This window comes from Arthrobacter sp. UNC362MFTsu5.1 (genome assembly GCF_000685965.1).
Classification (GTDB): Bacteria; Actinomycetota; Actinomycetes; order Actinomycetales; family Micrococcaceae; genus Arthrobacter.
In genome coordinates this window covers 115,549-137,584 of record NZ_JMLE01000014.1, presented here as the reverse complement: position 1 = coordinate 137,584, position 22,036 = coordinate 115,549, and the positions used below count along the sequence as shown (strand labels likewise).

Annotated in this window: 23 protein-coding genes; 14 read left to right on the top strand and 9 right to left on the bottom strand. The window is 67.0% G+C overall.

Translation table 11 applies throughout. The features are described 5' to 3' along the window. From BS38_RS0114695 to BS38_RS0114655, 9 genes are all read left to right on the top strand, one after another. On the top strand, nt 1-705 hold a 705-nt coding region (locus BS38_RS0114695), incomplete at its 5' end, for a lyase family protein (protein WP_028271507.1). A 22-nt stretch (nt 706-727) separates the two neighbouring features. Then, on the top strand, nt 728-2,305 hold the full coding sequence (locus BS38_RS25225) for an amino acid permease (protein ID WP_197024954.1): 1,578 nt from the start codon (nt 728-730) through the stop codon (nt 2,303-2,305). A gap of 191 nt (nt 2,306-2,496) precedes the next feature. Beyond that, nucleotides 2,497-3,444, top strand: a complete 948-nt coding sequence (locus BS38_RS0114685; RefSeq protein ID WP_028271506.1) for an L-lactate dehydrogenase — start codon at nt 2,497-2,499, stop codon at nt 3,442-3,444. A gap of 10 nt (nt 3,445-3,454) precedes the next feature. Further along, nucleotides 3,455-3,973 carry a hypothetical protein gene (locus BS38_RS0114680; protein ID WP_051628927.1) on the top strand — a complete coding sequence of 173 codons (519 nt, stop codon included), beginning with the start codon at nt 3,455-3,457 and terminating at the stop codon, nt 3,971-3,973. A 137-nt stretch (nt 3,974-4,110) separates the two neighbouring features. Then, the gene (locus BS38_RS0114675) at nt 4,111-4,734 is read left to right on the top strand and encodes a DUF305 domain-containing protein (RefSeq protein WP_028271504.1); all 624 of its coding nucleotides are present in this window, start codon (nt 4,111-4,113) and stop codon (nt 4,732-4,734) included. Between the two features lie 170 nt (nt 4,735-4,904). Continuing rightward, complete coding sequence (locus BS38_RS0114670) at nt 4,905-6,221, top strand: ATP-binding protein (RefSeq protein ID WP_028271503.1); 1,317 nt, start codon at nt 4,905-4,907, stop codon at nt 6,219-6,221. Between the two features lie 8 nt (nt 6,222-6,229). Further along, nucleotides 6,230-6,874 (top strand): transmembrane-type terpene cyclase, encoded by a 645-nt coding sequence (locus BS38_RS0114665; RefSeq protein WP_043438748.1) that lies wholly within the window; start codon nt 6,230-6,232, stop codon nt 6,872-6,874. A gap of 3 nt (nt 6,875-6,877) precedes the next feature. Further along, the gene (locus BS38_RS0114660) at nt 6,878-8,143 is read left to right on the top strand and encodes a low temperature requirement protein A (RefSeq protein WP_028271501.1); all 1,266 of its coding nucleotides are present in this window, start codon (nt 6,878-6,880) and stop codon (nt 8,141-8,143) included. An 82-nt stretch (nt 8,144-8,225) separates the two neighbouring features. Then, the gene (locus BS38_RS0114655) at nt 8,226-9,731 is read left to right on the top strand and encodes a carboxylesterase/lipase family protein (protein WP_028271500.1); all 1,506 of its coding nucleotides are present in this window, start codon (nt 8,226-8,228) and stop codon (nt 9,729-9,731) included. Here BS38_RS0114655 and BS38_RS0114650 read toward each other — a convergent pair. After that, nucleotides 9,728-10,333 carry an HD domain-containing protein gene (locus BS38_RS0114650; RefSeq protein WP_028271499.1) on the bottom strand — a complete coding sequence of 202 codons (606 nt, stop codon included), beginning with the start codon at nt 10,331-10,333 and terminating at the stop codon, nt 9,728-9,730. The genes BS38_RS0114655 and BS38_RS0114650 overlap by 4 nt on opposite strands. A 17-nt stretch (nt 10,334-10,350) precedes the next feature. Next, a complete protein-coding gene (gluQRS, locus tag BS38_RS0114645; RefSeq protein ID WP_028271498.1) occupies nt 10,351-11,259 on the bottom strand; it encodes a tRNA glutamyl-Q(34) synthetase GluQRS in 909 nt (302 codons plus the stop codon). Nucleotides 11,260-11,624: 365 nt separating this feature from the next. Here gluQRS and BS38_RS0114640 point away from each other — a divergent pair, with 365 nt between their 5' ends. From BS38_RS0114640 to BS38_RS0114630, 3 genes are all read left to right on the top strand, one after another. Next, nucleotides 11,625-12,083: an Lrp/AsnC family transcriptional regulator gene (locus tag BS38_RS0114640; RefSeq protein WP_028271497.1), complete on the top strand. Its 459-nt coding sequence runs from the start codon at nt 11,625-11,627 to the stop codon at nt 12,081-12,083. A gap of 91 nt (nt 12,084-12,174) precedes the next feature. Continuing rightward, complete coding sequence (locus BS38_RS0114635) at nt 12,175-13,680, top strand: WXG100 family type VII secretion target (RefSeq protein ID WP_028271496.1); 1,506 nt, start codon at nt 12,175-12,177, stop codon at nt 13,678-13,680. Continuing rightward, a complete protein-coding gene (locus tag BS38_RS0114630) occupies nt 13,680-14,363 on the top strand; it encodes a hypothetical protein (RefSeq protein ID WP_028271495.1) in 684 nt (227 codons plus the stop codon). Before BS38_RS0114635 ends, BS38_RS0114630 begins: the two co-directional genes overlap by 1 nt. A 29-nt stretch (nt 14,364-14,392) precedes the next feature. Here the strand turns inward: BS38_RS0114630 and BS38_RS0114625 are convergent, their stop codons facing one another. Then, nucleotides 14,393-14,848: an Lrp/AsnC family transcriptional regulator gene (locus BS38_RS0114625; protein ID WP_081818903.1), complete on the bottom strand. Its 456-nt coding sequence runs from the start codon at nt 14,846-14,848 to the stop codon at nt 14,393-14,395. Nucleotides 14,849-14,953: 105 nt separating this feature from the next. Here BS38_RS0114625 and BS38_RS0114620 point away from each other — a divergent pair, with 105 nt between their 5' ends. Next, nucleotides 14,954-15,634: a LysE family translocator gene (locus tag BS38_RS0114620; RefSeq protein ID WP_028271493.1), complete on the top strand. Its 681-nt coding sequence runs from the start codon at nt 14,954-14,956 to the stop codon at nt 15,632-15,634. A 16-nt stretch (nt 15,635-15,650) separates the two neighbouring features. On the opposite strand, the gene BS38_RS0114615 is transcribed toward BS38_RS0114620, so the two are convergent. The 6 genes from BS38_RS0114615 to BS38_RS0114590 all read right to left on the bottom strand — a co-directional run bounded on the left by BS38_RS0114615 (nt 15,651) and on the right by BS38_RS0114590 (nt 21,414). Beyond that, entirely contained in the window at nt 15,651-16,010 is a 360-nt protein-coding gene (locus BS38_RS0114615) for a nuclear transport factor 2 family protein (protein ID WP_028271492.1), read from the bottom strand. A 76-nt stretch (nt 16,011-16,086) separates the two neighbouring features. Next, on the bottom strand, nt 16,087-17,052 hold the full coding sequence (locus BS38_RS0114610) for a hypothetical protein (RefSeq protein WP_028271491.1): 966 nt from the start codon (nt 17,050-17,052) through the stop codon (nt 16,087-16,089). A 53-nt stretch (nt 17,053-17,105) separates the two neighbouring features. Then, on the bottom strand, nt 17,106-17,606 hold the full coding sequence (locus tag BS38_RS0114605; RefSeq protein ID WP_028271490.1) for a DUF456 domain-containing protein: 501 nt from the start codon (nt 17,604-17,606) through the stop codon (nt 17,106-17,108). A gap of 183 nt (nt 17,607-17,789) precedes the next feature. Continuing rightward, a complete protein-coding gene (locus tag BS38_RS0114600; protein ID WP_081818902.1) occupies nt 17,790-19,013 on the bottom strand; it encodes an NAD(P)-dependent malic enzyme in 1,224 nt (407 codons plus the stop codon). 375 nt (nt 19,014-19,388) lie between these two features. After that, nucleotides 19,389-19,964 carry a TetR/AcrR family transcriptional regulator gene (locus BS38_RS0114595; RefSeq protein ID WP_028271488.1) on the bottom strand — a complete coding sequence of 192 codons (576 nt, stop codon included), beginning with the start codon at nt 19,962-19,964 and terminating at the stop codon, nt 19,389-19,391. Nucleotides 19,965-20,112: 148 nt separating this feature from the next. Further along, nucleotides 20,113-21,414, bottom strand: coding sequence for an MFS transporter (locus BS38_RS0114590; protein ID WP_028271487.1), 1,302 nt, complete (start codon nt 21,412-21,414; stop codon nt 20,113-20,115). Between the two features lie 99 nt (nt 21,415-21,513). On the opposite strand from BS38_RS0114590, the gene rraA reads away from it, so the two are divergent. Beyond that, complete coding sequence (gene rraA, locus BS38_RS0114585) at nt 21,514-22,014, top strand: ribonuclease E activity regulator RraA (RefSeq protein WP_028271486.1); 501 nt, start codon at nt 21,514-21,516, stop codon at nt 22,012-22,014. Nucleotides 22,015-22,036: the final 22 nt, after the last annotated feature.

The window sequence follows — 22,036 nt, the reverse complement described above, 5'->3', positions numbered from 1 at the left end:
GCCATCGGCACCGGCCTGAACGCCCCGGCCGGCTACGCCGAGGCGGCCTGCCGGCACCTGGCCGACATCACCGGCCTGCCGCTGGTCACCGCCGTGGACCTCATTGAGGCTACCCAGGACGTCGGCGCGTTCGTGCACCTGTCCGGCGTCCTCAAGCGCGTGGCCGTGAAGCTCTCCAAGATCTGCAACGACCTGCGGCTGCTTTCCTCCGGCCCGCGCGCCGGCTTCGGCGAAATCAACCTCCCGGCCGTGCAGTCCGGTTCCTCCATCATGCCCGGCAAGATCAACCCGGTAATCCCGGAAGTGGTCTCCCAGGTGGCCTACGAAGTCATCGGCAACGACGTCACCATCACCATGGCCGCCGAAGCCGGGCAACTCCAGCTCAACGCCTTCGAACCCATCATCGTCCACAGCCTCCACAAGAGCATCTCCCACCTGGAAGCCGCCTGCCGCACCCTCACGGCACGCTGCGTCCGGGGCATCACCGCCAACACCGAACACCTCCGCCTCACGGTGGAGCAGTCAATCGGCCTGGTCACAGCGCTGAATCCCCACCTTGGCTACGCCACCGCAACCGCCATCGCCCAGGAAGCCCTCGCCACCGGCAAGGGTGTTGCCGAACTGGTCCTCGAACACCGGCTGCTCACCGCCGAGCAACTGGAAGAGCTCCTCAGCCCGCAACGCCTGGCCAACCTGAGCAAGTAGTCCCTCAACTAAGGACCCCCCCATGACACAGCCCCAACAGGACACTGCCCCACAACAGCAGGCCATCACCGACCACACCATCCCGGCGCACGCGCACGCCTCCGAAGCCACCCTCCACCGCGAGGACGAGGGCTACCACAAGGGGCTCAAGCCCCGGCAGGTCCAGATGATCGCCATCGGCGGCGCGATCGGGACCGGCCTCTTCATGGGCGCCGGCGGCCGGCTTGCCACCGCCGGTCCGGCCCTCATCATCAGCTACGCGGTGTGCGGCTTCTTCGCCTTCATGATCCTGCGCGCCCTCGGCGAGCTCGTGATGCACCGCCCCTCGTCGGGATCGTTTGTCTCCTATGCCCGTGAGTTCTTCGGCGAAAAGGCCGCGTTCGTCACCGGCTGGCTGTACTGGCTGAACTGGGCGATGACCGCCATCGTGGACATCACCGCCGTCGCGCTTTACATGAACTTCTTCAAGAAATACTGGGCACCCATTGCGGACGTTCCCCAATGGGTGTGGGCGCTGACGGCCCTGGTCCTGGTGCTCGGCCTGAACCTGATCTCCGTCAAGGTCTTCGGCGAGCTGGAGTTCTGGTTCGCGCTTATCAAGGTGGTGGCGCTGGTGACCTTCCTGGTGGTGGGCATCTACTTCGTCATCTTCGGCACGCCGGTGGACGGCCAGCAGGTGGGCTTCAGCCTGATCGCGGACAACGGCGGCATGTTCCCCAACGGGCTGCTGCCTGCCATTGTGGTGATGCAGGGAGTGGTGTTTGCCTACGCTTCGATCGAGCTGATCGGCACCGCGGCCGGCGAAACCGAGAACCCGGAAAAGATCATGCCCAAGGCCATCAACACGGTGATCTTCCGGATCGCGGTGTTCTACGTCGGCTCCCTGGTGCTGCTTTCCCTGCTCCTGCCGTACACCGCGTACAAAGCCGGCGAAAGCCCGTTCGTCACCTTCTTCGGCTCCATCGGCGTCGAAGGCGTGGACGCCATCATGAACCTGGTGGTCCTCACGGCGGCGCTGTCCTCGCTCAACGCCGGCTTGTACTCCACCGGCCGCATCATGCGTTCCATGTCCGTCACCGGCTCCGCACCGAAGTTCGCGTCCCGCATGAACAAGGCCGGCGTCCCCTACGGCGGTATTGCACTGACCGCGGCTGTGGCCGTCCTCGGTGTGGTGCTGAACGCCATCGTTCCTGCCGAAGCCTTCGAAATCGTCCTGAACGTGGCATCCCTGGGCATCATCAGCACCTGGGCCGTGATTGTGCTGTGCCAAATGCAGCTGGCCCGGCTGGCCAAGCGCGGCGAACTCCTCCGCCCGGCATTCCGGATGCCCGGCGCGCCCGTGACCGGCTGGATCACGCTGGCCTTCCTGCTGGCAGTGCTGGTCCTGATGGCCTTCGACTCCCCCGTGGGAACCTGGACCATCGCCTCGCTGGTGATCGTGGTTCCGGCGCTCATGCTGGGCTGGCGCCTCTGCCGGGACCGGGTCCTGGAGCTGGCCGCAGTCCGCGACGGCTTCACCGGCCCCTACCCGCTGGTCGCCAACCGCCCAGGCCCGGGCGCTGGCCAGGGCTCAGGCTCAGGCTCGGCAGACAAGAGCTAACCACCCCTCCACCCACGCATCCCGGTAGCGCGAACGGACACTTGCGGCCCCAAAATCTTCGGATTCAAGGGCCGCAAGTGTCCGTTCGCGCTGGTGTGTGGCTGCTCGTGAATCGGTAGCATGAAGCCATTGCGGGCAGTTCCACCACCAGCGCGGGTCTTGGCACTCCGGGACCGGGGAAGAGGTAGCTCATGTCAGGATCCAAACTTGCGGTGGTGGGAGCCGGAAGCGTCGGCACCTCACTCGCATACGCCGCCCTGATCCGGGGTTCGGCCAGCAATATCGCCCTGTTCGACGTCAATGCCCTCAAAGCGGAGGCTGAGGTCCTGGACCTCGCCCACGGCACCCAGTTCGCCGCGGCTGCCGCCACCGTCACCGGCGGCGGAGACATCGCCGTGACGGAAGGCGCCGACGTCGTGGTGATCACGGCCGGCGCGAAGCAGGCGCCGGGCCAAACCCGCCTGGACCTGGCCGGGACCAACGTCCGCATCCTCGAACAGCTCATGCCGCAGCTGCTCCAGCACGCCCCGGACGCCGTCTATGTCCTGGTCACCAACCCCTGCGACGTTCTCACCGTGGCGGCGCAACAGATCTCGGGGCTGCCGGCGGAACGTGTTTTCTCCTCCGGCACCGTGCTGGACACGTCGCGGCTGCGCTGGCTGCTGGCCCGCCGTGCCGGCGTCTCCGTGGCCAGCGTCCATGCCAGCATGGTGGGCGAGCACGGCGACACGGAGTTCCCGGTGTGGTCCGGCGCCACGATCGGCCCCGTCCCCATCCGGGACTGGGAAGTGGACGGCGAACGGGTGTTCACTGCGGATTACCTCACCGAGACGGCCCGCGAAGTGACGCAGGCGGCCTACAAGGTCATCGCCGGCAAGGGTGCAACCAACTACGCGATCGGCCTCTCCGGCGCTCGGATCGTGGAAGCCTTGCTCCGGGACGAGAACGCCGTGCTGCCCGTGTCCACCGTGCTGGACGGCCCGTACGGCATCTCCGGCGTGGCGCTGTCCCTTCCGAGCATCGTGGGGCGCGGCGGCGTGCACCGCGTGCTTCACACGCCCATGGACGACGGCGAACTGGCAGCCCTGCAGCATTCCGCCGACACGCTGCGGAACACGATGGGCACGTTGGGAATCTAGACTGTCAGCAATGAAGAAGTACCTGGCAGTACCCGCTGCCCTCCTTCGCCGGGCGTCGCTGCTCGCCACCCTCCTGGCCATCGTGGCCGGGCTCCTCGGCATGCACGTCCTGGCCGGATCCCATGGCGTTCACGATATGGCTGTTGCCGCCGCCTCAGCAGACGGTTCCGTTGCGGACCAGCGGACGACGGCGACTGCCGGCCATGCCAGCGACGCCGGCCACGGCGGCCATGGCAGTCATCAGGCAGCCGCCATGGTTGGCCCGGCCAAGGCTGTCCGCGCCCCGGCGGCCGAAAACACTGCCGGGCAGCCGCCGTCGTGCTCCTGCCAGGGAAACTGCAGCGAAGTGGCAGCCGCCCACGGATCCTGCGTCCCGGCACCCGGGGGCGCATCCCTGGCCGCGCCGCAGCCGGGAACCGTTGCGTTTGCGGTACCGGACCTCAGCGCCGCCCGGCTGCAGGCCGTCGCCGCATACGCCTATGTTCCCGGCAGTCCTTCGCCAGGCGAACTGTCCATCAGCCGGACGTAAAACCGGGCCCGCGCCGTGACGTTTCCGGCGCCTGCCCTGCCCTGGATGCCGGTTCCCCGCGTTGTTTCCCCGCGCGGGAAGCCTGGCAGCCGCCCCTCCCGGCGCCCCATGCCGGATTCCCGAAGGACACCATTCACATGAAGAAGCCAATCACCCTTTCAGCCGCTGCCCTGGCCGCCGTCATCACACTCGCCGGTTGCGGCTCGAACGCCACCACCGGGTCCTCAACGATGCCCGCGGACCACGGGACAATGAGCTCCAGCGCGCCGGCGGGCAGCCCTGAGGCCATGGGCCACAACTCCGCGGACACGCTGTTTACCCAGTCCATGATTCCGCACCACGCACAAGCTGTTGAAATGAGCGGCATGATGCTCGGCAAGCGGGGCGTCAATCCGGCCGTCACGGAACTGGCCACCAAAATAAAGGCCGCACAGGGCCCTGAAATCGAACAGATGAACGGCTGGCTCAAGGGCTGGAATGAACCCACGGCCATGGCCGGGCACGGCGAAGCGGGCCACAGCATGGCCGGCATGATGAGCGACGACGACCTCAAGGCGCTCGACGCCGCCCAAGGCAAGGAAGCTGACAGGCTGTTCCTCACCCAGATGATTGCGCACCACGAGGGTGCCGTGCAGATGGCCAAGGCCGAAATAGCCGACGGGCAGAACAGCGACGCCGTAAAGCTCGCCCGGGAAATCGTCACCGCCCAGGAATCCGAAATCAAGGAAATGAAGGAGCTGCTGGCCACCGCGGCTCCCTAGCGGCAAAGTCGTCGACGGGCCGCAAGTGTCCGGTAGCGCACCAGTGCCGCGGCCCGGGGTTGCGGCGGCGTAATGCAACGCCGCCGCAACCCTTCGGAGCCCCGGTTCGCATATGCTCAGCTGAGAAGTTCACGCTGGCTCAACGACGAACCACCACAGGAGAAACGCTCATGACCACCTGGCGGATCAGGGATTTCCACTCGGCCGACCTTGACGGCATCCTGCACCTCTGGGAATCCCTCAAGGCCACCAACGTCGAGCCCGTCTACGCGCTCTCCGAAGTCCTGGCCTCCTGCGAAAAGGACCACGCCGTGGTGGCTGTGCAGGGCGACATGGTGGTGGGCGCCGCCGTCGGACGCGCCGCGCACGACCAGGGTTGGATCGTCTTCCTGGCCACCCTCCCCGAATACCGCGGGCGCGGGATCGGCACGTCGCTGCTGGCCGCCGTCGAGAACCGGATGGCCCCGCACGGGCTGAACAAGCTGTCCGCGCTGATGCCGGAGTCCGAAACGCGGGTGGAGGCCTTCCTCAGCCGCGGATTCGTGCTCAAGAAGAACCTGCGGTACTTCGAACGGACCATTCCCGTCCAGCGCCAGGAGCTTGAACCCCTGGGCCTCCTCGGCGGCCGCATCCTGGCCCGCGACCTCTGGGAAAACGTGGCCGGCATGCGCAACGAGAAGGAACTGCTGGAACGCCGGCTGGTGCTCCCCCTTGCCGAGGCGGACCTGGCGGACGAATTCGGTGTGGTGCCGCCCCGCGCGGTCGTCCTCTTTGGCCCTCCCGGTACCGGCAAAACAACGTTTGCGAAGGCCATCGCGTCCCGGCTCGAATGGCCGTTCGTGGAAGTATTCCCCTCCCGGCTCGCGGCCGACCCCAAGGGCCTGGCCGGTGCGCTCCGCGAGACCTTCCTGGAGATCGCCGAGCTGGAACATGCCGTGGTGTTCATAGACGAGGTGGAGGAGATTGCGTCCCAGCGCTCGGGTGAGCCGCCGTCGCCGCTGCAGGGCGTCACCAACGAACTCCTCAAGATCATCCCGGCCTTCCGCGAGCAGCCCGGCCGCCTGCTGGTCTGCGCCACCAACTTCATCCGCGCCCTGGACACCGCCTTCCTGCGCCACGGCCGGTTCGACTACGTCATCCCCATCGGCCTGCCCGACCGGCAGGCCCGGGAGGCCATGTGGCAGCGGTTCATTCCGGCCACCGTGGTGGACGACGTGGACGTGGAGCTGCTGGTGGACCGTACCGAGGGCTTCTCCCCCGCGGACATTGAGTACGCGGCCCGGAGCGCCTCCCAGCGTGCACTGGAAAAGGCAGTGTACGACGACGGCGGGCTGGCTTCCGGGGGCACCGCATCGGTCCGCGAAGCCGTCCGGAAGGGTCCCGCCACGCAGGACTACCTCGACGCGATTGCTGACACCCGGACGACGGTAAGCAAGGAGGTCCACCAGGACTTCCTTGAGGACATCGACTCGCTGGGCCGGGTGTAAGGGCCGGGTTGATTCTGTTCCTCACTGTTGTCAGCGGCATCGCCTGGACGGCGGTGTACGTTGAGGCAATCCGGGTCGGATTCCGGGACCGGAGCTATGCAGTCCCGGCGGCCGCACTGGCGCTGAACTTCGCGTGGGAAGCCATCTATGCCTCGCGTTCGGCGGCAACAGCACTCTCCGTCCAGGGCGTGTTCAACATCGTGTGGGCTCTGGCGGACGTCGTCATCCTGTACACGTTCTTCAGGTTCGGCCGGGCCGAGCTCCCCGCGTGGGTGACGCGGAAACTCTTTCTGGGCTGGGCGCTGCTCCTGGGGGTCACCGCCTTTGCCGTGCAGCTGCTGTTTGTCGCGGAGTTCGGCTGGGATGCGGCGGCGCGCTACTCGGCCTTCCTGCAGAACCTGCTGATGTCCGGGTTGTTCATCGCCATGTTCGCCGCCCGCGGGGGCGCACGGGGCCAGTCCCTGCTCATCGCCGTGGCCAAATGGATCGGAACTCTGGCACCCACCATCGTGTTCGGCTGGTTCGGCCACTCGCCCCTGGTTCTGGGGGTCGGCGCCCTCTGCAGCGTCTTCGATCTCGTGTACATCGGCTTGATGTTGCGGGCGCGGAGCGGGCGGTGTGGAGCCGCTGCTGCTCCCGCCGGTACTCTTTGAGCCATGTCCAACAATCCCCTCCGGCATGCCATGGCCCGCATGGGCGGCCGCGACCCGCACGAACGGCATCGGGCAGCAACGCCGCTGGAACTGTTCTTTGACCTGACGTTCGTGATTGCGTTCGGGGTGGCCGGGAGCCAGTTCGCCCACGAAATCGCCGAGGCCCACTACGGTGCCGGCCTGCTGGGCTTTTCCTTCTCGATGTTCGCCGTGATCTGGGCCTGGATCAACTTCACCTGGTTCGCGAGCGCCTATGACACCGACGACTGGGTCTTCCGCGTGGTCACCATGGTCCAGATGCTGGGCGTGCTGGTTCTGGCCATGGGCATCGAGCCCCTGTTCCACTCCCTCGTGGAGGGCCGCCATGTGGACAACGCCGTGATCGTGGGCGGCTACGTGATCATGCGCCTTGCCCTGGTGTTCCAATGGCTGCGTGCCGCGCGGCAGGACCCGGCCCGCCGCCAGACATGCCTCCGCTACGCGACGTACCTAGGTGTGGTGCAGCTCGGCTGGATCGCAGTGCTGATTATCCAGGCGGACGTACTCCCGACCATCCTGATGACCGTTCCGCTCTACGCCCTGGAGATGGCGACCCCCTACGTGGCGGAACGTTCACTGCGGACCCCCTGGCATGCGCACCACATCGCCGAACGCTACGGCCTGCTGGCCATCATCGCCCTCGGCGAATGCCTGATCGGTGCCATCGAAACGCTGCGCGCCATCGTGGCCCACCATGGCTGGAGCGTGGACGCGGCGATGGTGGGCTTCAGCGGAACGGCACTGGCCTTCGCGATGTGGTGGATCTACTTCATCCTGCCCGCCGGCCGCGCCCTGCACCTCCAGCGGCACCGTTCCTTCTTCTTCGGGTACGGGCACATCCCCATCTTCGCTGCCATCGCCGCCACCGGCGCCGGCCTGCACGTGGCGGCCTACTTCATCGACCATGTGGCGCACATCAGCGCCGCGGTGGCAGTGGCCAGCATCGCCATTCCCGTGGCGCTGTTCAAGGTCTCCCTGACCTGGCTTTACAGCGTGATGATCTGCGCGGACCGCACCGTCATTGCCGTGGCAGCGGGAGTCCTCGCGTCGCTGGCGGCCAGCGTTGGCCTGGCCGCCGCCGGCGTCTCGGTGCCTGTCTGCATGCTCGTGATCGTGCTGGCACTAGGCGCGTCGATTGTGATCGATGAGAGGCGCGGTGCCGGCAAGATGAACGCAGCACTGGAGCGCCTGGAACGGGCGTCTGCGACAGGCCCGGCCCGCAACGGGTGACCTTCGGCCCTTCAGCCGCATCGCTGCGGCCTGCCAGAGTGGGAGCCAACCCCAAGAAACCCGGGGCATTAAGGCGGCAGGCATGGACAGCGTTGTCAGTACCACGAACGGCCAGCTGCGCGGCAGCGTGGACGGCGGCGTGCACCGTTTCCTGGGCGTCCCGTACGCGGCGCCGGCGTCCGGCGCGAACCGGCTGCGCCCGCCGCGGCCGGTCCAGCCCTGGACCGACGTCCGTGACGCCACCCGGTACGGCGCAGCACCGTTCCAGCTGGCTCCCCCGGAAAGCGCCGGCACGGAGTGGGACACCGGGCTGGCGGGTGAGGACTGCCTGAACCTCAACATCTGGACACCGGACCCGGGCGGCTCGGGCCTGCCGGTCATGGTCTGGATCCAGGGCGGCGCGTTCGAAATCGGTTCGACGGCGGCGTACGACGGCCGGAACTTCGCCCGTGACGGGGTCGTATGTGTGGTGATCAACTGGCGGGTGGGCGCGGACGGATTCCTGGACCTTGGCGACGGGCAGGCCAACGTCGGCCTCCTCGACCAGGTCGCTGCCCTGGAGTGGGTCCGCGGGAACATTGCAGCCTTCGGCGGCGATCCCGGCAACGTCACAGTCTTCGGCCAGTCGGCGGGTGCCATGAGCATCGGCGTCCTTCTCTCGATGCCGCGTGCGGGAGGATTGTTCCGGCGGGCCATCCTGCAAAGCGGGGCAGCCCACCATGCGATCCCCACCGGGACCGCCCAGAGAATCGGCGGGTTCCTTGCCGGGAAGCTGGGGGTTCCGCCAACCCGGGAGGCCCTGGCAGCGGTGCCGGCCCAGCAATTCCTCGCGGCGCAGGCGGAGTTGAAGGCGGATCTCTTTGCCGACCCCGACCCGGCGCGCTGGGGACAGGAAGTGCTGTCCAGCTCGATGCTCTGGCAACCGACAGTCGACGGCGACGTCATTCCACGGCGCCCCATCGAGCGGATCGCGGCCGGCGCCGGGTCCACGGTGGACGTCATGGTCGGCACCAATACCGAGGACTGGAAGCTGTTCCTTGCCATCACCGGTGTCATTTCGAAGGTCTCGGAGCAGGACCTGGTGGAATCGAGGAGCGTGGACGGCTTCCCGCCCATTGGGGCTTACGGTCTTCCCGCCGGGACGGCATACCGCGAGTACCGCGCCCATTATCCGGACAGTTCTCCCGGCGACGTGCTCGCGGCCGTGGAAACCGACTGGTGGGTGCGGCTACCGGCCATCCGCCTGGCCGATGCCCGCGCAACGTCGGCCACCTCAGCGCGTACGTTCATGTACGAGTTCGCCTGGTCCGCCCCCGGCCTCGGCGCGGTCCATGCCGTGGAAGTGCCGTTCGTCTTCGGCACCCTGGACAAGCACTCCAGGCTGTTCGGACCGCTGCTCGGGGCGGATCCGCCGCAGGAACTGGCCGATGCGATGCATGCCGCCTGGGTTTCGTTCGCCGCCACCGGCGATCCCGGCTGGCCGGACTACGACCTCGAACGCAGGGCCACGATGCTTTTCAACATCGATTCCAGCCTGGTGTACGACCCCCGGGCGTGGGAGCGCGAACTGTGGGCGGACGTCCGCTAGGACTCGTAGGAGAGGTTCTCGTAGTCGGTGTCGTCCGCCTCGTCCAGGCGGTCGTCCAGTTCCTCGAGCAGCCACGGGTTTACCCGGGCCAGGATCTTGCGGACTTCCTCGACCGGGACGGCATCGTAAAGCACCGGCCTGGCTTCGTCGTAGCGGGTAATCGGCGGCTTGTCCGGCCATTTCTCGGCCAGGGCCTTGACGCGTTCAGGCAGTGAGTTGTGCGCGTTGTCCGCGATTTTGACCAGCGTGGCATCGTGGTCCTCGGCAATGAACCGGATGCCGGCCTGGTAATCGTCCGGGTTGTCGTGCAGCCGTTTGGTGACGCGCTCGATGATGCCCACGGCGCGTTCGGAGACGCCCATGTCCAGCAGTGCCTGCCGGGTGATCGGGGTGTCCTCGGCAATATCGTGCAGGTAGCCGGCAATCCGGATGTCGTCGTCGAAATCCGCCAGGGCGTCGCCGACGGCGAGGACATGTTCGCGGTACGGCCGCTTGAGCTTGTCCTTCTGACGGTTGTGCGCCACTTCGGCGAGGACCTTGGCCGTCTCAACAGTGAATCGTGGCTGGGGGACGCTTGCGTCCGTGGTTCCTGTGTCTGGCATGGTTCCAGCCTACGCGCCTAGGCGCCTGTGCCTGTGCCTGTGCCCGGAACACCGGGCCATACCCACGGCTCCCGCGGCAGCGCCGACGGGTCAAAGGATGGCAGGACCCGCGGCAGCGGGCCGGGCGGGAGCCCGAGCGATTCCAGGATGATGTCCCGGACCCGGCCGGCGTCCAGCCCGGCGTCGGCCAGGTCGGCCAGTGTCACCGCACCGTCGCGCTTGGCCAGCCGGGCGCCGTCGGAGTTAACCACCAGCGGCACGTGGGCATATTCCGGAACGGGAATATTCAGGAGTGAGGCCAGGTACGCCTGCCGGGGCGTGGACGGCAGCAGGTCGTCCCCGCGGACCACCTGGTCAATTCCCTGCGCGGCGTCGTCCACCACCACTGCCAGGTTGTAGGCAGTCACCCCGTCATTGCGGCGGAGCACAAAGTCGTCCACCACGCCCGTGTAGGTGCCGTGCAGCAGGTCCTCCACCGTCCAGCCGGTGACGGCCGAGCGCAGCCGGACAGCGGCAGGCCGGATGGTCCTCTTGAACTCACGCTCCGCCGGGTCAAGGTTCCGGCACGTCCCCGGGTAGGCGCCCTGCGGGGCGTGCGGCGCGGACGGCGCCTCCTGGATTTCACGCCGGGTGCAGAAGCATTCATACGTCAGCCCGGCGCCAGCCAGGCGGCGGATCGCCTCCGCATACAGCGGCTCGCGTTCCGTCTGGCGCACGACGCCGCCGTCCCAGGTCACGCCGACGGCCGCCAGATCGCGGAGCTGCTCCGCTTCTGCACCCGCACGGGCACGGTCCAGGTCCTCCACGCGCATCAGGAACCGCCGGCCGGTGGAGCGGGCGAACAGCCAGGCGAGGATCGCCGTCCGGAGGTTTCCGACATGGAGTTCGCCGGAGGGGCTCGGGGCAAAGCGGCCGGCTGAAGTCATGGCTCAAGCCTAGGCGTTTTGGCCATGGAGGTTGGCAGTGCCCCGACACAAGCCCGGACAACACAAGAGCCCCTCAGCTACCGATGACTTCGGGGATCCGACGTCGGGAGCTCAGGGGCTCTTGCCGTGTTTGCGGAGAGACGATGCGTGAACAAGAGTCAATCAGCGGCAGCCTCCTTGCGGGAAACCTTTTCCAGGGACCGGGTGGTGTGCCGGGGGTCCTGTAGCCTGCGGGATCCGGCGGTGGCCTGCGTCCCTTTGTTGCCATCATTTCAGCAGAAGACCTACAGTAGGCGCAACGAGCATGCGTTCCACTGGTCAGACTGATCAGTCGCCAGGGCGCCAGCAGGCAGGAAGTGATCAGATTGCAGGAACTCGATCCAACGGACCGGCGGATCCTTGCCGCACTGGACGACGACCCCCGCGTGCCCATCATGGTGCTGGCACAGAAGCTGGGCCTGGCGCGCGGAACTGTGCAGTCGCGCCTGGAGCGGATGACGGCGTCGGGCGCCCTCCGCGCCAACAGCAGCAGGGTGCTGCCTTCGGCGCTGGGCCGCGGCGTGGCCGCAGCGGTGAGCGCCGAACTGGACCAGAGCCACCTGAACGAGGCAATCGCCGCCCTGCGCAAGATCCCCGAAGTCCTGGAATGCCACGCGCCCGCCGGCGACACCGACCTCCTCATCCGCGTGGTGGCCAAGAGCCCGGACGACCTCTACCGCGTGTCCGAGGAGATCCGCCTCTGCCCCGGAATCGTCCGCACGTCCACCAGCATGTTCCTGCGCGAAGTCATCCCGTACCGCACCACCGGGCTGCTGGACGCCTGAAAGTGCGAGGCGGGGTGCGCGGGGGACTTCTCCCCATCGCCGCCTCCAGCCGGAGGCATTAGGCTGGCCGTGGACTTCAACAGGGGGAAATGTGGCGGGAAACTTCTACGGTGCGGACGTCGCACAGCTACGCCAGCTCGCAAAAGAGTTGGCGAAAAGTGCCAGCCGGCTGGACCAGCTGGGACAGCAGTTGGGCACCTCCATCGCCTCCAGTCCGTGGAAGGGCAACGACGGCGACCGCTTCCGCAGTGATTGGAAGGGAGCCCATTCGAAGGTGCTCCGGGAGGCTGCCGCCGGGATCCAGAGCGCCTCCAAGGCCCTGCTGCGGAATGCCGACCAACAGGATCAGGCCAGCACGAGTTCAACCGGCGGCAGCAACGGCGGCAACGGCGGGCCGGCCGGGCCCGGCGGCGGCAATCCACAGACGGACGGCGCCGCGCAGGAACTGACGGACAAACTCAACGGCATGACCGCCGAGGAACGCCAGGACTACCTGGAAAGCGATGAGTTCAAGCAGTGGGCGCTGGCCAACCCGGACGCCGCAAAGTCCGCCCTGGACGCAGCGGCCGACTCGGGACTGATCGAGAAGAATTCGCCGGAGTATTCGGCGTTCCTCACCGACTACTGGAACCAGCAGGCCATGCGGGACATGGGCATCGATCCCGCGGACTGGGATACGTCCAAGGGCACGGAATACAACTGGGAGACCATCAAGAAGGTCTACGACTTCTACGGGCAGGCCTACCTGTCCAACCCGGACCTGCAGTGGGCCGGGATGGCCAACATGATCGGACCGTCGTTCGCCGGCGGGTTCAAGGACATGGCCATGCTCCGGGACCTCGCGCAGCAGATCGCGGACAACCCGGCGTCTGACATTCCAGTGCCGGTCCTGGACCAGATCGAACAGCTGGCAGGCATGACCGACCAGGAAATCAAGTTCTACGAGACCAGCATGCTGGACATGAACAAGGAAATCTTCCTGGACCAGGCCCGGCAGCACCAGGCCTACATGAACGGCGGCCTGGCGGAGATCAACCGGCTCCGCGACTCCGGCGCCATCGACTACCCCACGGCCCGCGCCTGGGCCCAGGTCGATTCCGGCGACCCCGCGCAGGTGCAGGCAGGAAACACTGCCCTCCTCTACCGGGAGCAGAACGAAATCATCGCTGACGACTACGACACCATGCGCAGCCATCCCGGCGGCGAAGCCGTGACCTACATGGTGACCTTGGCCGGGGAACCGTCCATCCCCGGCGCCAGGAGCTACCCGGAAGTGTTCCCCTACAAGTTCAGTGTGGAGAGTCCGGGCCCGGAAAACGTGCCCTTCACCAACTGGGACAACCCCACCCAGTTCCGCACGGACTTCACCACCGGCTTCCCCGATGGGAACATCGCCAATGCCGACCAGCGCTGGGAGCTCATCAAGCAGGACACCCTGCCGGCCTATCAAAACCTGCTGGCCACTGACCCGGCGGGAGCCCGGCAAATCATCGGCTCGGATTTCAACGACCGCGTGGACCAGTACCGTCCCACGAACAATATTCCGGGCATCATGGACCGCTTTGCCTCGGGCTTCGACGCCGAGGTGCACCAGTGATGCCCGCGCTGCCGGCTGTCCGCCCGCGCCTTAGGCGGCAGGCCGCCGTCTTCCGCCGTTTCCTGGCCGTGCTGGGCCTGGCCGGAAGCCTGGTCCTCACCGGCTGCCAGCCCAGCAGCCCCAACACCACCGAACCGACGTCCGCCGCATCATCTTCTGCAGGGAGCACCGTGAGCACCTCCGACTTTTCCACCCTCGACGCCGCCGGAGTGGACCGGATCCGCGCCACTAGAACCGCGCGGCTGGACATGAGTTCGGGTTCGCTGAAGAAGGCTGCCGTGCGGGTCACCGAGGACAGCTCCGGTCCGGAAATCAACACCCGCGACGCGGGCAAGATCGCGCTGACCATTGTGGCCCCCAACGGCGAGATCGCGGGCGACACGGACCGGATCCGCTTCAACACCACGGACCAGAGTCCGGATTTCAGCGAGGTGACCTACTTCCTGACCGCAGATTCGGCGGCTGAGTATTTCGGCCTGATCCGCGACGGCGTTCAGCGCTATGGAATCGACGGCGGCTCCGCTGAGCGGTGGATTTCCTCGACGGAGAGGGACCCTGAGGGAAAGAGTGACTTTTCCATCACTCCGGGAACGTCCACGGGGTTGGAGGTCAACTACGACCTCCGGTACGACGGCGCCAAGGACACCCAGGTGATCATCGTCCACGTCAGCCCGGCAGCCTGAACGGCAGGCTCCGCCGGAATCCGGGACGCCTAGACCGGCGGACCGGCGTTCGACTTCAGGTTCTTCATCACCAGCGTTGACGTCAGCCGCTCGACGCCGGGCAGCGACGTGAGCTCGGAGTCGTAGAAGCGCTGGTAGGCGGGCAGGTCCTCGGCGATAACCTTCAGCAGGTAGTCCGGCGAGCCGAACAGCCGCTGCGCCTCCACGACATTGGGATTGTCCGCCACCCGGTTCTCGAAGATCTCCATGGTGGGCCGGTCCACCTGCCGCAGCGTCACAAAAACGATCGCTTCAAAACCGAGCCCGACGGCGGCCGGGTCGATGTCCGCGCGGTAGCCACGGATCACCCCCGAGGACTCCAGGTCACGCAGCCGCCGGTGGCACGGCGCGACGGTCAGTCCCACCTTTGCGGCAAGCGCGGTGGCCGTCATCCGGCCATCCGTTTTCAGGTGACGCAAGATATTTCTGTCAATGTGGTCAATCACGCAATTATCTTACTCACCGGCGGCATTTCCTGAGTAAATCAGGGAACACTTGTGGCGGCAATTTACCTAGAGTTTCTCCTATCAGCACACCGTAGGAGGCCGCCCGTGAATCCCCAGTTGTTCCTCGCATTCCTGGTGGTTGCCGGCGCCCTGGCCTGCACCCCCGGAGTGGACTGGGCCTACTCCATTGCGGCCGGCCTCAAACAGCGCAGTTTCGTCCCCGCCGTGGCCGGACTTTGCAGCGGCTACGTCCTGCACACGGTGCTCATGGTGGCGGGGCTGGCTGCCCTGCTGGCCGGTGCGCCCGGCGTGCTTGGCTGGCTGACCGTTACGGGAGCCGCTTACCTGCTGTGGCTTGGCTTCGGCACCATCAGGTCATGGCGCGGCGCCAGTTTTGGCCCCGGAGCGGCCTCCCCGGCAGGGGCTAATCCGGCGGACTCCAAACAAGCGGAATCCAACCAGTTCCGCACCTTCCTGCAGGGCGTCGGCACGAGCGGCATCAACCCCAAGGGGCTGCTGTTCTTCGTGGCACTGGTTCCCCAGTTCGTCAGCCCGGAAGCGTCCCTGCCGGTTCCGGTGCAGTCCGGGCTGCTGGGCCTGACCTTCGTCCTGCTGGCGGGCGTGGTGTACACCTGCGTGGCCCTGCTCTCCCGGAAGCTGCTGCACTCACGGCCCGGGGCTGCCCGGCGGGTGACCCTTGCCAGCGGGATCATCATGGTGGCGCTGGGCACCGTGCTGCTGTCTGAGCAGCTCATTCCGATGGTGGCCGGGATCGCCTGGCAGTAGCACCGCCGTCGCACTCTCAGACCTTGCGCTCCATGAACCACTCGGTGAAGGCGGACGCGCGGCCGTCCGGGCCGAGCCGTATCACCCAAAGGTTCTCGTAGCTGGGGCGGTCACCCAGGTAGTTGGTGCGGCCCTGGACAAAATGCAGGTCGCCGTCCGAGCCGAGCGGTTCCCATTCGAAGGTCCACTCCTCCGGCTCGTCGGCCTCGGTCAGCCAGTGTTCCACGATCTGCTCATGCCCGCGCCACGCGTGCGGATCGTACGGCCGGGTGGCGTAGACGGCGTCCTCCGTGAAAAGAGCGCGGATATCGTCCGGCTTGTTGGTGGTCCATGCGGTGACGTACTTTTCCATCCACTGCCTGATTGCATCGCTCATTGGTCCGTTGTACCGCGGCCCGGCATTGCCCACAAGGGCCCGCTGCGCCGGGCCGGCCTGCCCCGGACGAGGAGCTCTATTCCCGGTCCAGCTGCTTCCATTCCTGTTCCCACAGCCTGCGCTCCTCGACGTCTTTGCGGATGACTTCGAAGGTCTCGAGTTCGGCCGGCCGGCCCCGCAGCCAGTCCCGCGGGTTCAGGGATTTGCGGCCGTTGTCCAGCAGCAGGAGCGCGCGGTCTGTCATGGCGTCGTTCCGCAGCGACAGGTGGGTCTTGCGGCGCCGCAGGACCTCCTTGAGGGCCGACTGGGCGGCGGCGCCGGCCCCCAGCCGGCGGAGGGAACGCGCCCGCACCAGCAGCAGCGCGGCGGAGAGGTCATCGGAGTTGAGGAGCCCTTCCGTCCACACCACCACCTCCTTGTCGCGTCCCAGCGCGTGGGCCAGTGAGCACCGGGCCAGGGCCGCCGGCAGCGACGGCGGCAGCGAGGCCACGGTTTGCAGCGCTGCCTCAAGGTGGCCCGTTTCCCGCAGTGAGTGCGACAGCGCCAGGAAGACGGCTTCTTCGCTGAACAGGACAGGCACCTCGATGCGTTCGGCGACTTCAACCCGGGTGACCACACGCGTCAGGTAGCCCGACGCGAACTGGTTGGCGTCGTCGTCGTTCCTGGTGGTGAGGCCCCGCTGCAGGAGCTCGGAGGCCCGCAGGTAGCCGCCCTGTTTGTAGGCGAGGAGCCCGGCCATAACGTAGCAAAGCCCGGCCCAGCCGGGATAGGCGCGGCCGGCGGCGATCAGCCGGTTGGGGTCGGCGTTGTGGAAGACCGCCTCGTACACTGCCTTGGCAGCCTTTCCGGGGAGCCGCTTCATCCGGGGGACGGGGCCGTCCACGCTGAGCAGCGCGGCGTTCCGGCCGCCCAGGGCGCTGTGCAGGATGCCGCCCACGCCGTCTGCGATGTCACGCACCGGCGTGCGGACCAGCCCGTCGCCGAACGGGGTGAGGTCGCGCTGGTCGCGATAGATCGGTCCTGAGGTCTGTCCGGCGCTCATTCTTCCATGCTAGTGGTGCACGCTTGGCGGCTGCTGGGAGGGCCTCCGCGCAGCTAGCTGGCTGCGGCCACCCAGACGCCGATCACCCAGGTGCTCGCCGCCAGGCAGGCCAGGCCGAACTCCACCAGCATGCCCAGCCCGGTCGCTTTCAGGGCAGCCCAGCTGGTTGTCATGGCGGTGCGGAAATCGCGGGTGCGGTGCGATTCACTGAGCAGCAAACCGGCGGCGAATCCGACAAAGAGGCCCACCACCGGGATGAGGAACATGCCCACCACGCCAAAGACGAGACCCGCCACCACGCTGCGGCTGGGGATGCGGTGTTCCTTGAGCTTGCGTCCCGTCAGGACGGCACTGGCCGCCATTCCTGCCAGGACGAACACCAGTCCGATGCCGAAGACCACCCAGCCGGCCGTTCCGGCGCCACCCCAGATGGCCCAGGCCAGCAGGCTCAGTCCGATGAGGATGCTGCCCGGCAGCACGGGAATGACGGTGCCGGCTACGCCCACCGCGATGGCAAGGCCGCAGAGGACAGTCACGAGGATCTCGGGGTTCATGCCCCCAGTCTAGGGTTGCCCGGCGACGGTTCCGGCGGGGATGCCCGCCAGGGCCCCGCGGGCACCTGCGCGGGGTCCTTCCTGGCGCCCGGCGGGCAGGACGCTGTCAGATGCGACGACGGCGGCGCCACCCCAGCACGGGAGGCGCCGCCGTCGAACTTTCTGGCGGAGCGTGTTCCGCGGTTACTCGGCCTCGACCGCTGCGGCGACAGCGGCGGAAACGGCCGGTGCGACGCGCGGATCCAGCGGGCTGGGCACGATGTAGTCTGCGGACAGCTCAGGCTCGGCCAGCGCAGCGATGGCGCGTGCCGCGGCGAGCTTCATGGCGGGAGTAATCCGACGGGCACCGGCATCCAGCGCGCCCCGGAAGATTCCCGGGAAGGCCAGCACGTTGTTGATCTGGTTGGGGAAGTCGCTGCGTCCGGTGGCCACCACGGCGGCGTAGCGGGAGGCGACCTCGGGCAGGACTTCGGGGTCCGGGTTGGACAGCGCGAACACGATGGAGCTGTGGTTCATGAGCTTGAGGTGCTCCTCGGCCAGCTGCGAGGAGGAAACGCCGATGAACACGTCCGCGCCGAGCAGGGCCTCGCCCGGTCCGCCGGTAATCCCGCGCGGGTTGCTGCGCTGCGCCATCTGGGCCTTCTTGCTGGCGGGATCGGCCGCAATGTCCGCACGGTCCTTGTTGATGACGCCGCGGGAGTCCAGCAGGACAACGTCCTGGATTCCTGCAGTGAGCAGGATTTCGGCGACGGCGATGCCGGCCGCACCTGCACCGGACACCACGACGCGGAGTCCTTCGAGTTCACGGCCGGTCACCTTGGCAGCGCCGGTCAGCGCCGCCAGGACCACGACGGCGGTGCCGTGCTGGTCGTCGTGCATGACCGGGCAGTCCAGGGCTTCGATGAGCTTTTCCTCAAGCTCGAAGCAGCGCGGGGCGGAGATGTCCTCAAGGTTCACGGCGCCGAAGCTGGGGCGCAGGCGGACCAGCGTTTCCACGATTTCGTCCACATCGGTGGTGTTGAGGACCAGCGGGATGGAGTCCAGGTCGCCGAAGGACTTGAAGAGCGCGGACTTGCCTTCCATGACGGGCAGGGACGCGCTGGGGCCGATGTTGCCGAGGCCCAGCACGGCGGTGCCGTCGCTGACCACAACCACCAGGCGCTGGGCCCAGGTGAGGGTCTTGGCAAGCTCCGGATCGGCGTGGATGGCGCGGCTGACCTGGGCAACACCCGGCGTGTAGGCAATGGAAAGATCGCGCTTGGTGGCGAGCGGGACCGTGCTGGAGATGGACAGCTTGCCGCCCTGGTGGGATTCGAAGATCTCCTGGTCGGTCAGTACGGTCGGCTGCTCGGCGGAGGCGGTACCGGCGGAAATGCCGTCAGCGGGAGTGATGGTTTCAGTGGACACTTCGTTGTCTCCTGGGGCTAGCCGTGGGCGCACGGCACAAATGACGCTCAAGCACATAGGAGGCTCAAGATGGGCTGGCTGGAACTCGTGCGGCCCAAGGGATGGCGGGACCGCGGTGAAGCTCCTGCGAGGTACGGGCTGCTAGCCACTCCGGTCCTGCAATGGTAAACAGACGCGCAGCGGCCGAATGGACACTGGGCCGACCACCGGCCGTGATAAAACGTTTTTTCATTCATCGAGGTGATCCACGTCACAGAAACATGCCTCCAAAAGCGAGCCACTGGTCTAGACCAGTTACGCGTCGCTACTGGCGAAGCGTCGCTACTGGAGAAGCGTGGCTAGCGGAGAAGGAGCGCCCCGGGCGCTCCTCATGGACTAGCACCGGGTCAGCAGCGAGCAGGCTTTCTTCAGGTCTTCCTCGGCCTCAAACAGCGACAGCCGGCGGCAGCGGACTGACTGCACCAGGCCGGAGACCGTCAGCAACAGCACACGGGACTTGGCGGCGTCGCCGCTTGCCACCGTCACCGCCTGCTCGGCCAGGGCGTCGATCTCCCGCAGGAGAACCGTGGTGTCCTTGTCCTTCGCGTAGACGCCCTTGCTCAGGCACTGCTCCACGGCCGGCTGCATCAGCCGCATGTGGAAGATCTCCATCACCACGCCTGCCAGGGAATGCACGCGGCTTCCGTCCGACTCCGGCCAGCTTCCCACCTGCAGCTCGCCCAACTGCTTCCGGTACAGCCCCAGCATCAGGTGCGTGGGGGACGGAAAATACCGGTACAGGGTGCCCAGCGGGACGTTGGCCTTGTCCGCGACCTCGGAGAGGCTGACGGAGTCCAGGCCCTTCCGGGCAAATCCGGCGGCGGCATCCAGGATCCGGGCATAGCGGATCTGTTGTCGGGGCAGGGTCGGCGGCGCAGCCATGGGGGGAAGATCTGAATTGAGTTCAAGCATCAGCAGCGTTCCGGGAGTGGGTTTCGTACAGCGGTCAGGCGATCCCCATCAGAGCACTGCCGCAGCAATTCGAGTCCACTATACGGCACCGTTCCCGGCGCTCATTAGTCAAAACGGTGTGCTCTGCCGCGGCGCCCCGCGGCCGCTTTCAGTCCACGCCCTTGATCTTCACTACGAACACGGCGCCCAGCAATCCGATCACCGCGGCCGCGGAAAACAATGTGACGTACCCGCCAAAGTAGTGGATGGAGAAGAAGGCGATCGCCGGCGCGAACACCTGCGGCAGTGAGGCGGCCACGTTGATGACTCCCATGTCCTTGCCCCGGTCCGCCGCTTGCGGGAGCACCTGGGTCAGCAGTGCGAAGTCCACCGCCAAGTACGCCCCGAAGCCGATGCCCAGAACCGCGGCACCAGCCAGGGCGCCCGGCCAGACCGGGAAGAAGGCCATGATCAGTGCCGCCATGGCGATGGTGAGCGAGGACCCGATGACGAACGGCTTGCGTTTGCCCACGCGGTCGCTCCATGGCCCTGCCAGCACCGCCGTGATCATCACCATGGCCGCATAGATTCCGGTGAGGATCAGCACGCCCAGCGCCGGTTCCTCGTACCCGATGATGTCCCGGAGGAAGAAAAGCAGATACACGATGGTCAGCTGGTTTCCGACGTTCATCAGGAAGCGGGTGAGCCACGCCCAGGCAAAATCAGGATGACGGGCAGGGCTGATCCAGAAGCCCCTGGCGAAGACCTTCCAATGGAACGGCGGGCGGGCGGACCGCGGCAACACGGGATCATTCCGGTGAAACAGGTATGGCAGCACGGACAGCAGGAGCGCTGCGGCGCACAGCCAGTACCCCACCATGTAGTTTCCTGAGACGACGGCCCCGAAAACGGCACCGACGAGTATGCCCACTGTCTGGCCCATGGCCGCCAGGCCGCCCACGGTGGCCCGCTGCGGCACCGGCACCCGGTCCGGGACCGCCGCGGTAATGGCCGCATAGGCCGCGTTGGCTCCGAGCTGGACCAGGCACCAGAACAGCACAATCAATGCCACTGTCGTGGCCCCGGACATCGCGAGCAGAGCCGCCGTCGCGAGGATGGCCCCCGCCAGGATCCATGGGGCACGGCGGCCGAAGCCGGAGACCGTGCGGTCGGACAGCGCCCCGAAGAGCGGATTCGCGACCAACGAAACTGCCGCGCCGGCGCTGGTCACGAGGGACAGGATGGCTTCCTTGCTGGGCGCGTCGATGCTGATGGCCTGCTGGCCGATGAACACGTTGATGGGGCCGAAGAAGGCGGCGTTGATCCCGACATTGACCAGCACCAGCCCCGCCACCCACCGCGCGGTGACCTTCCGCTCCGGTTCGGCGAGCGCCGCCGTCGTATGTCCCCCCGGGGATGCGGCAGCGGCGGATGGGTCCGGGACGTGCCCCGGCAGATCGGACAGGCTCATTGCGGCTCCCCCGGGAACAGATGATCAGTGTCCGATCAGACTATCGTGGGCATGACAGCCTGCATGCGGGTTGTCCACAGCCAGTTCCGAGGAGGACCAATGACCGCTTCCCCCGCAGACACCCCCGAGAGCCGCAGCATCAACACCGCCGACCTTTATGACGAGCGGGGCGAGGAACTCGATTCCATCGCGCTCCAGTTCCAGTCGCTGGGCGGACTCTCCCACTTCAGCGGGCCGGTGCGCACCATCCAATGCCTTGAGGACAACGCCCTCGTGAAGTCCACCCTGGGAACCCCCGGCGAGGGTGCCGTCCTGGTGGTGGACGGCGCCGGATCCCTGCGAACGGCCCTGATGGGGGACATGATTGCGGCGAGCGCGGTCGCAAACGGCTGGGCCGGCGTCGTCATCAACGGGGCCGTCCGGGACCGTGAGGTCCTGGCGGACCTGCCGCTCGGCGTCAAGGCGCTGGGCAGCAATCCGCGCAAGAGTGCCAAGGAAGGCGCCGGCGAAACGGATGTGGAGCTGGAGATCGACGGCGTCACGGTGCGCCCCGGCGCCATGATCTGGTGCGATCCGGACGGAATCCTGGTGGAACGCTAAGTTAATTCCTCATTTCGGCGGG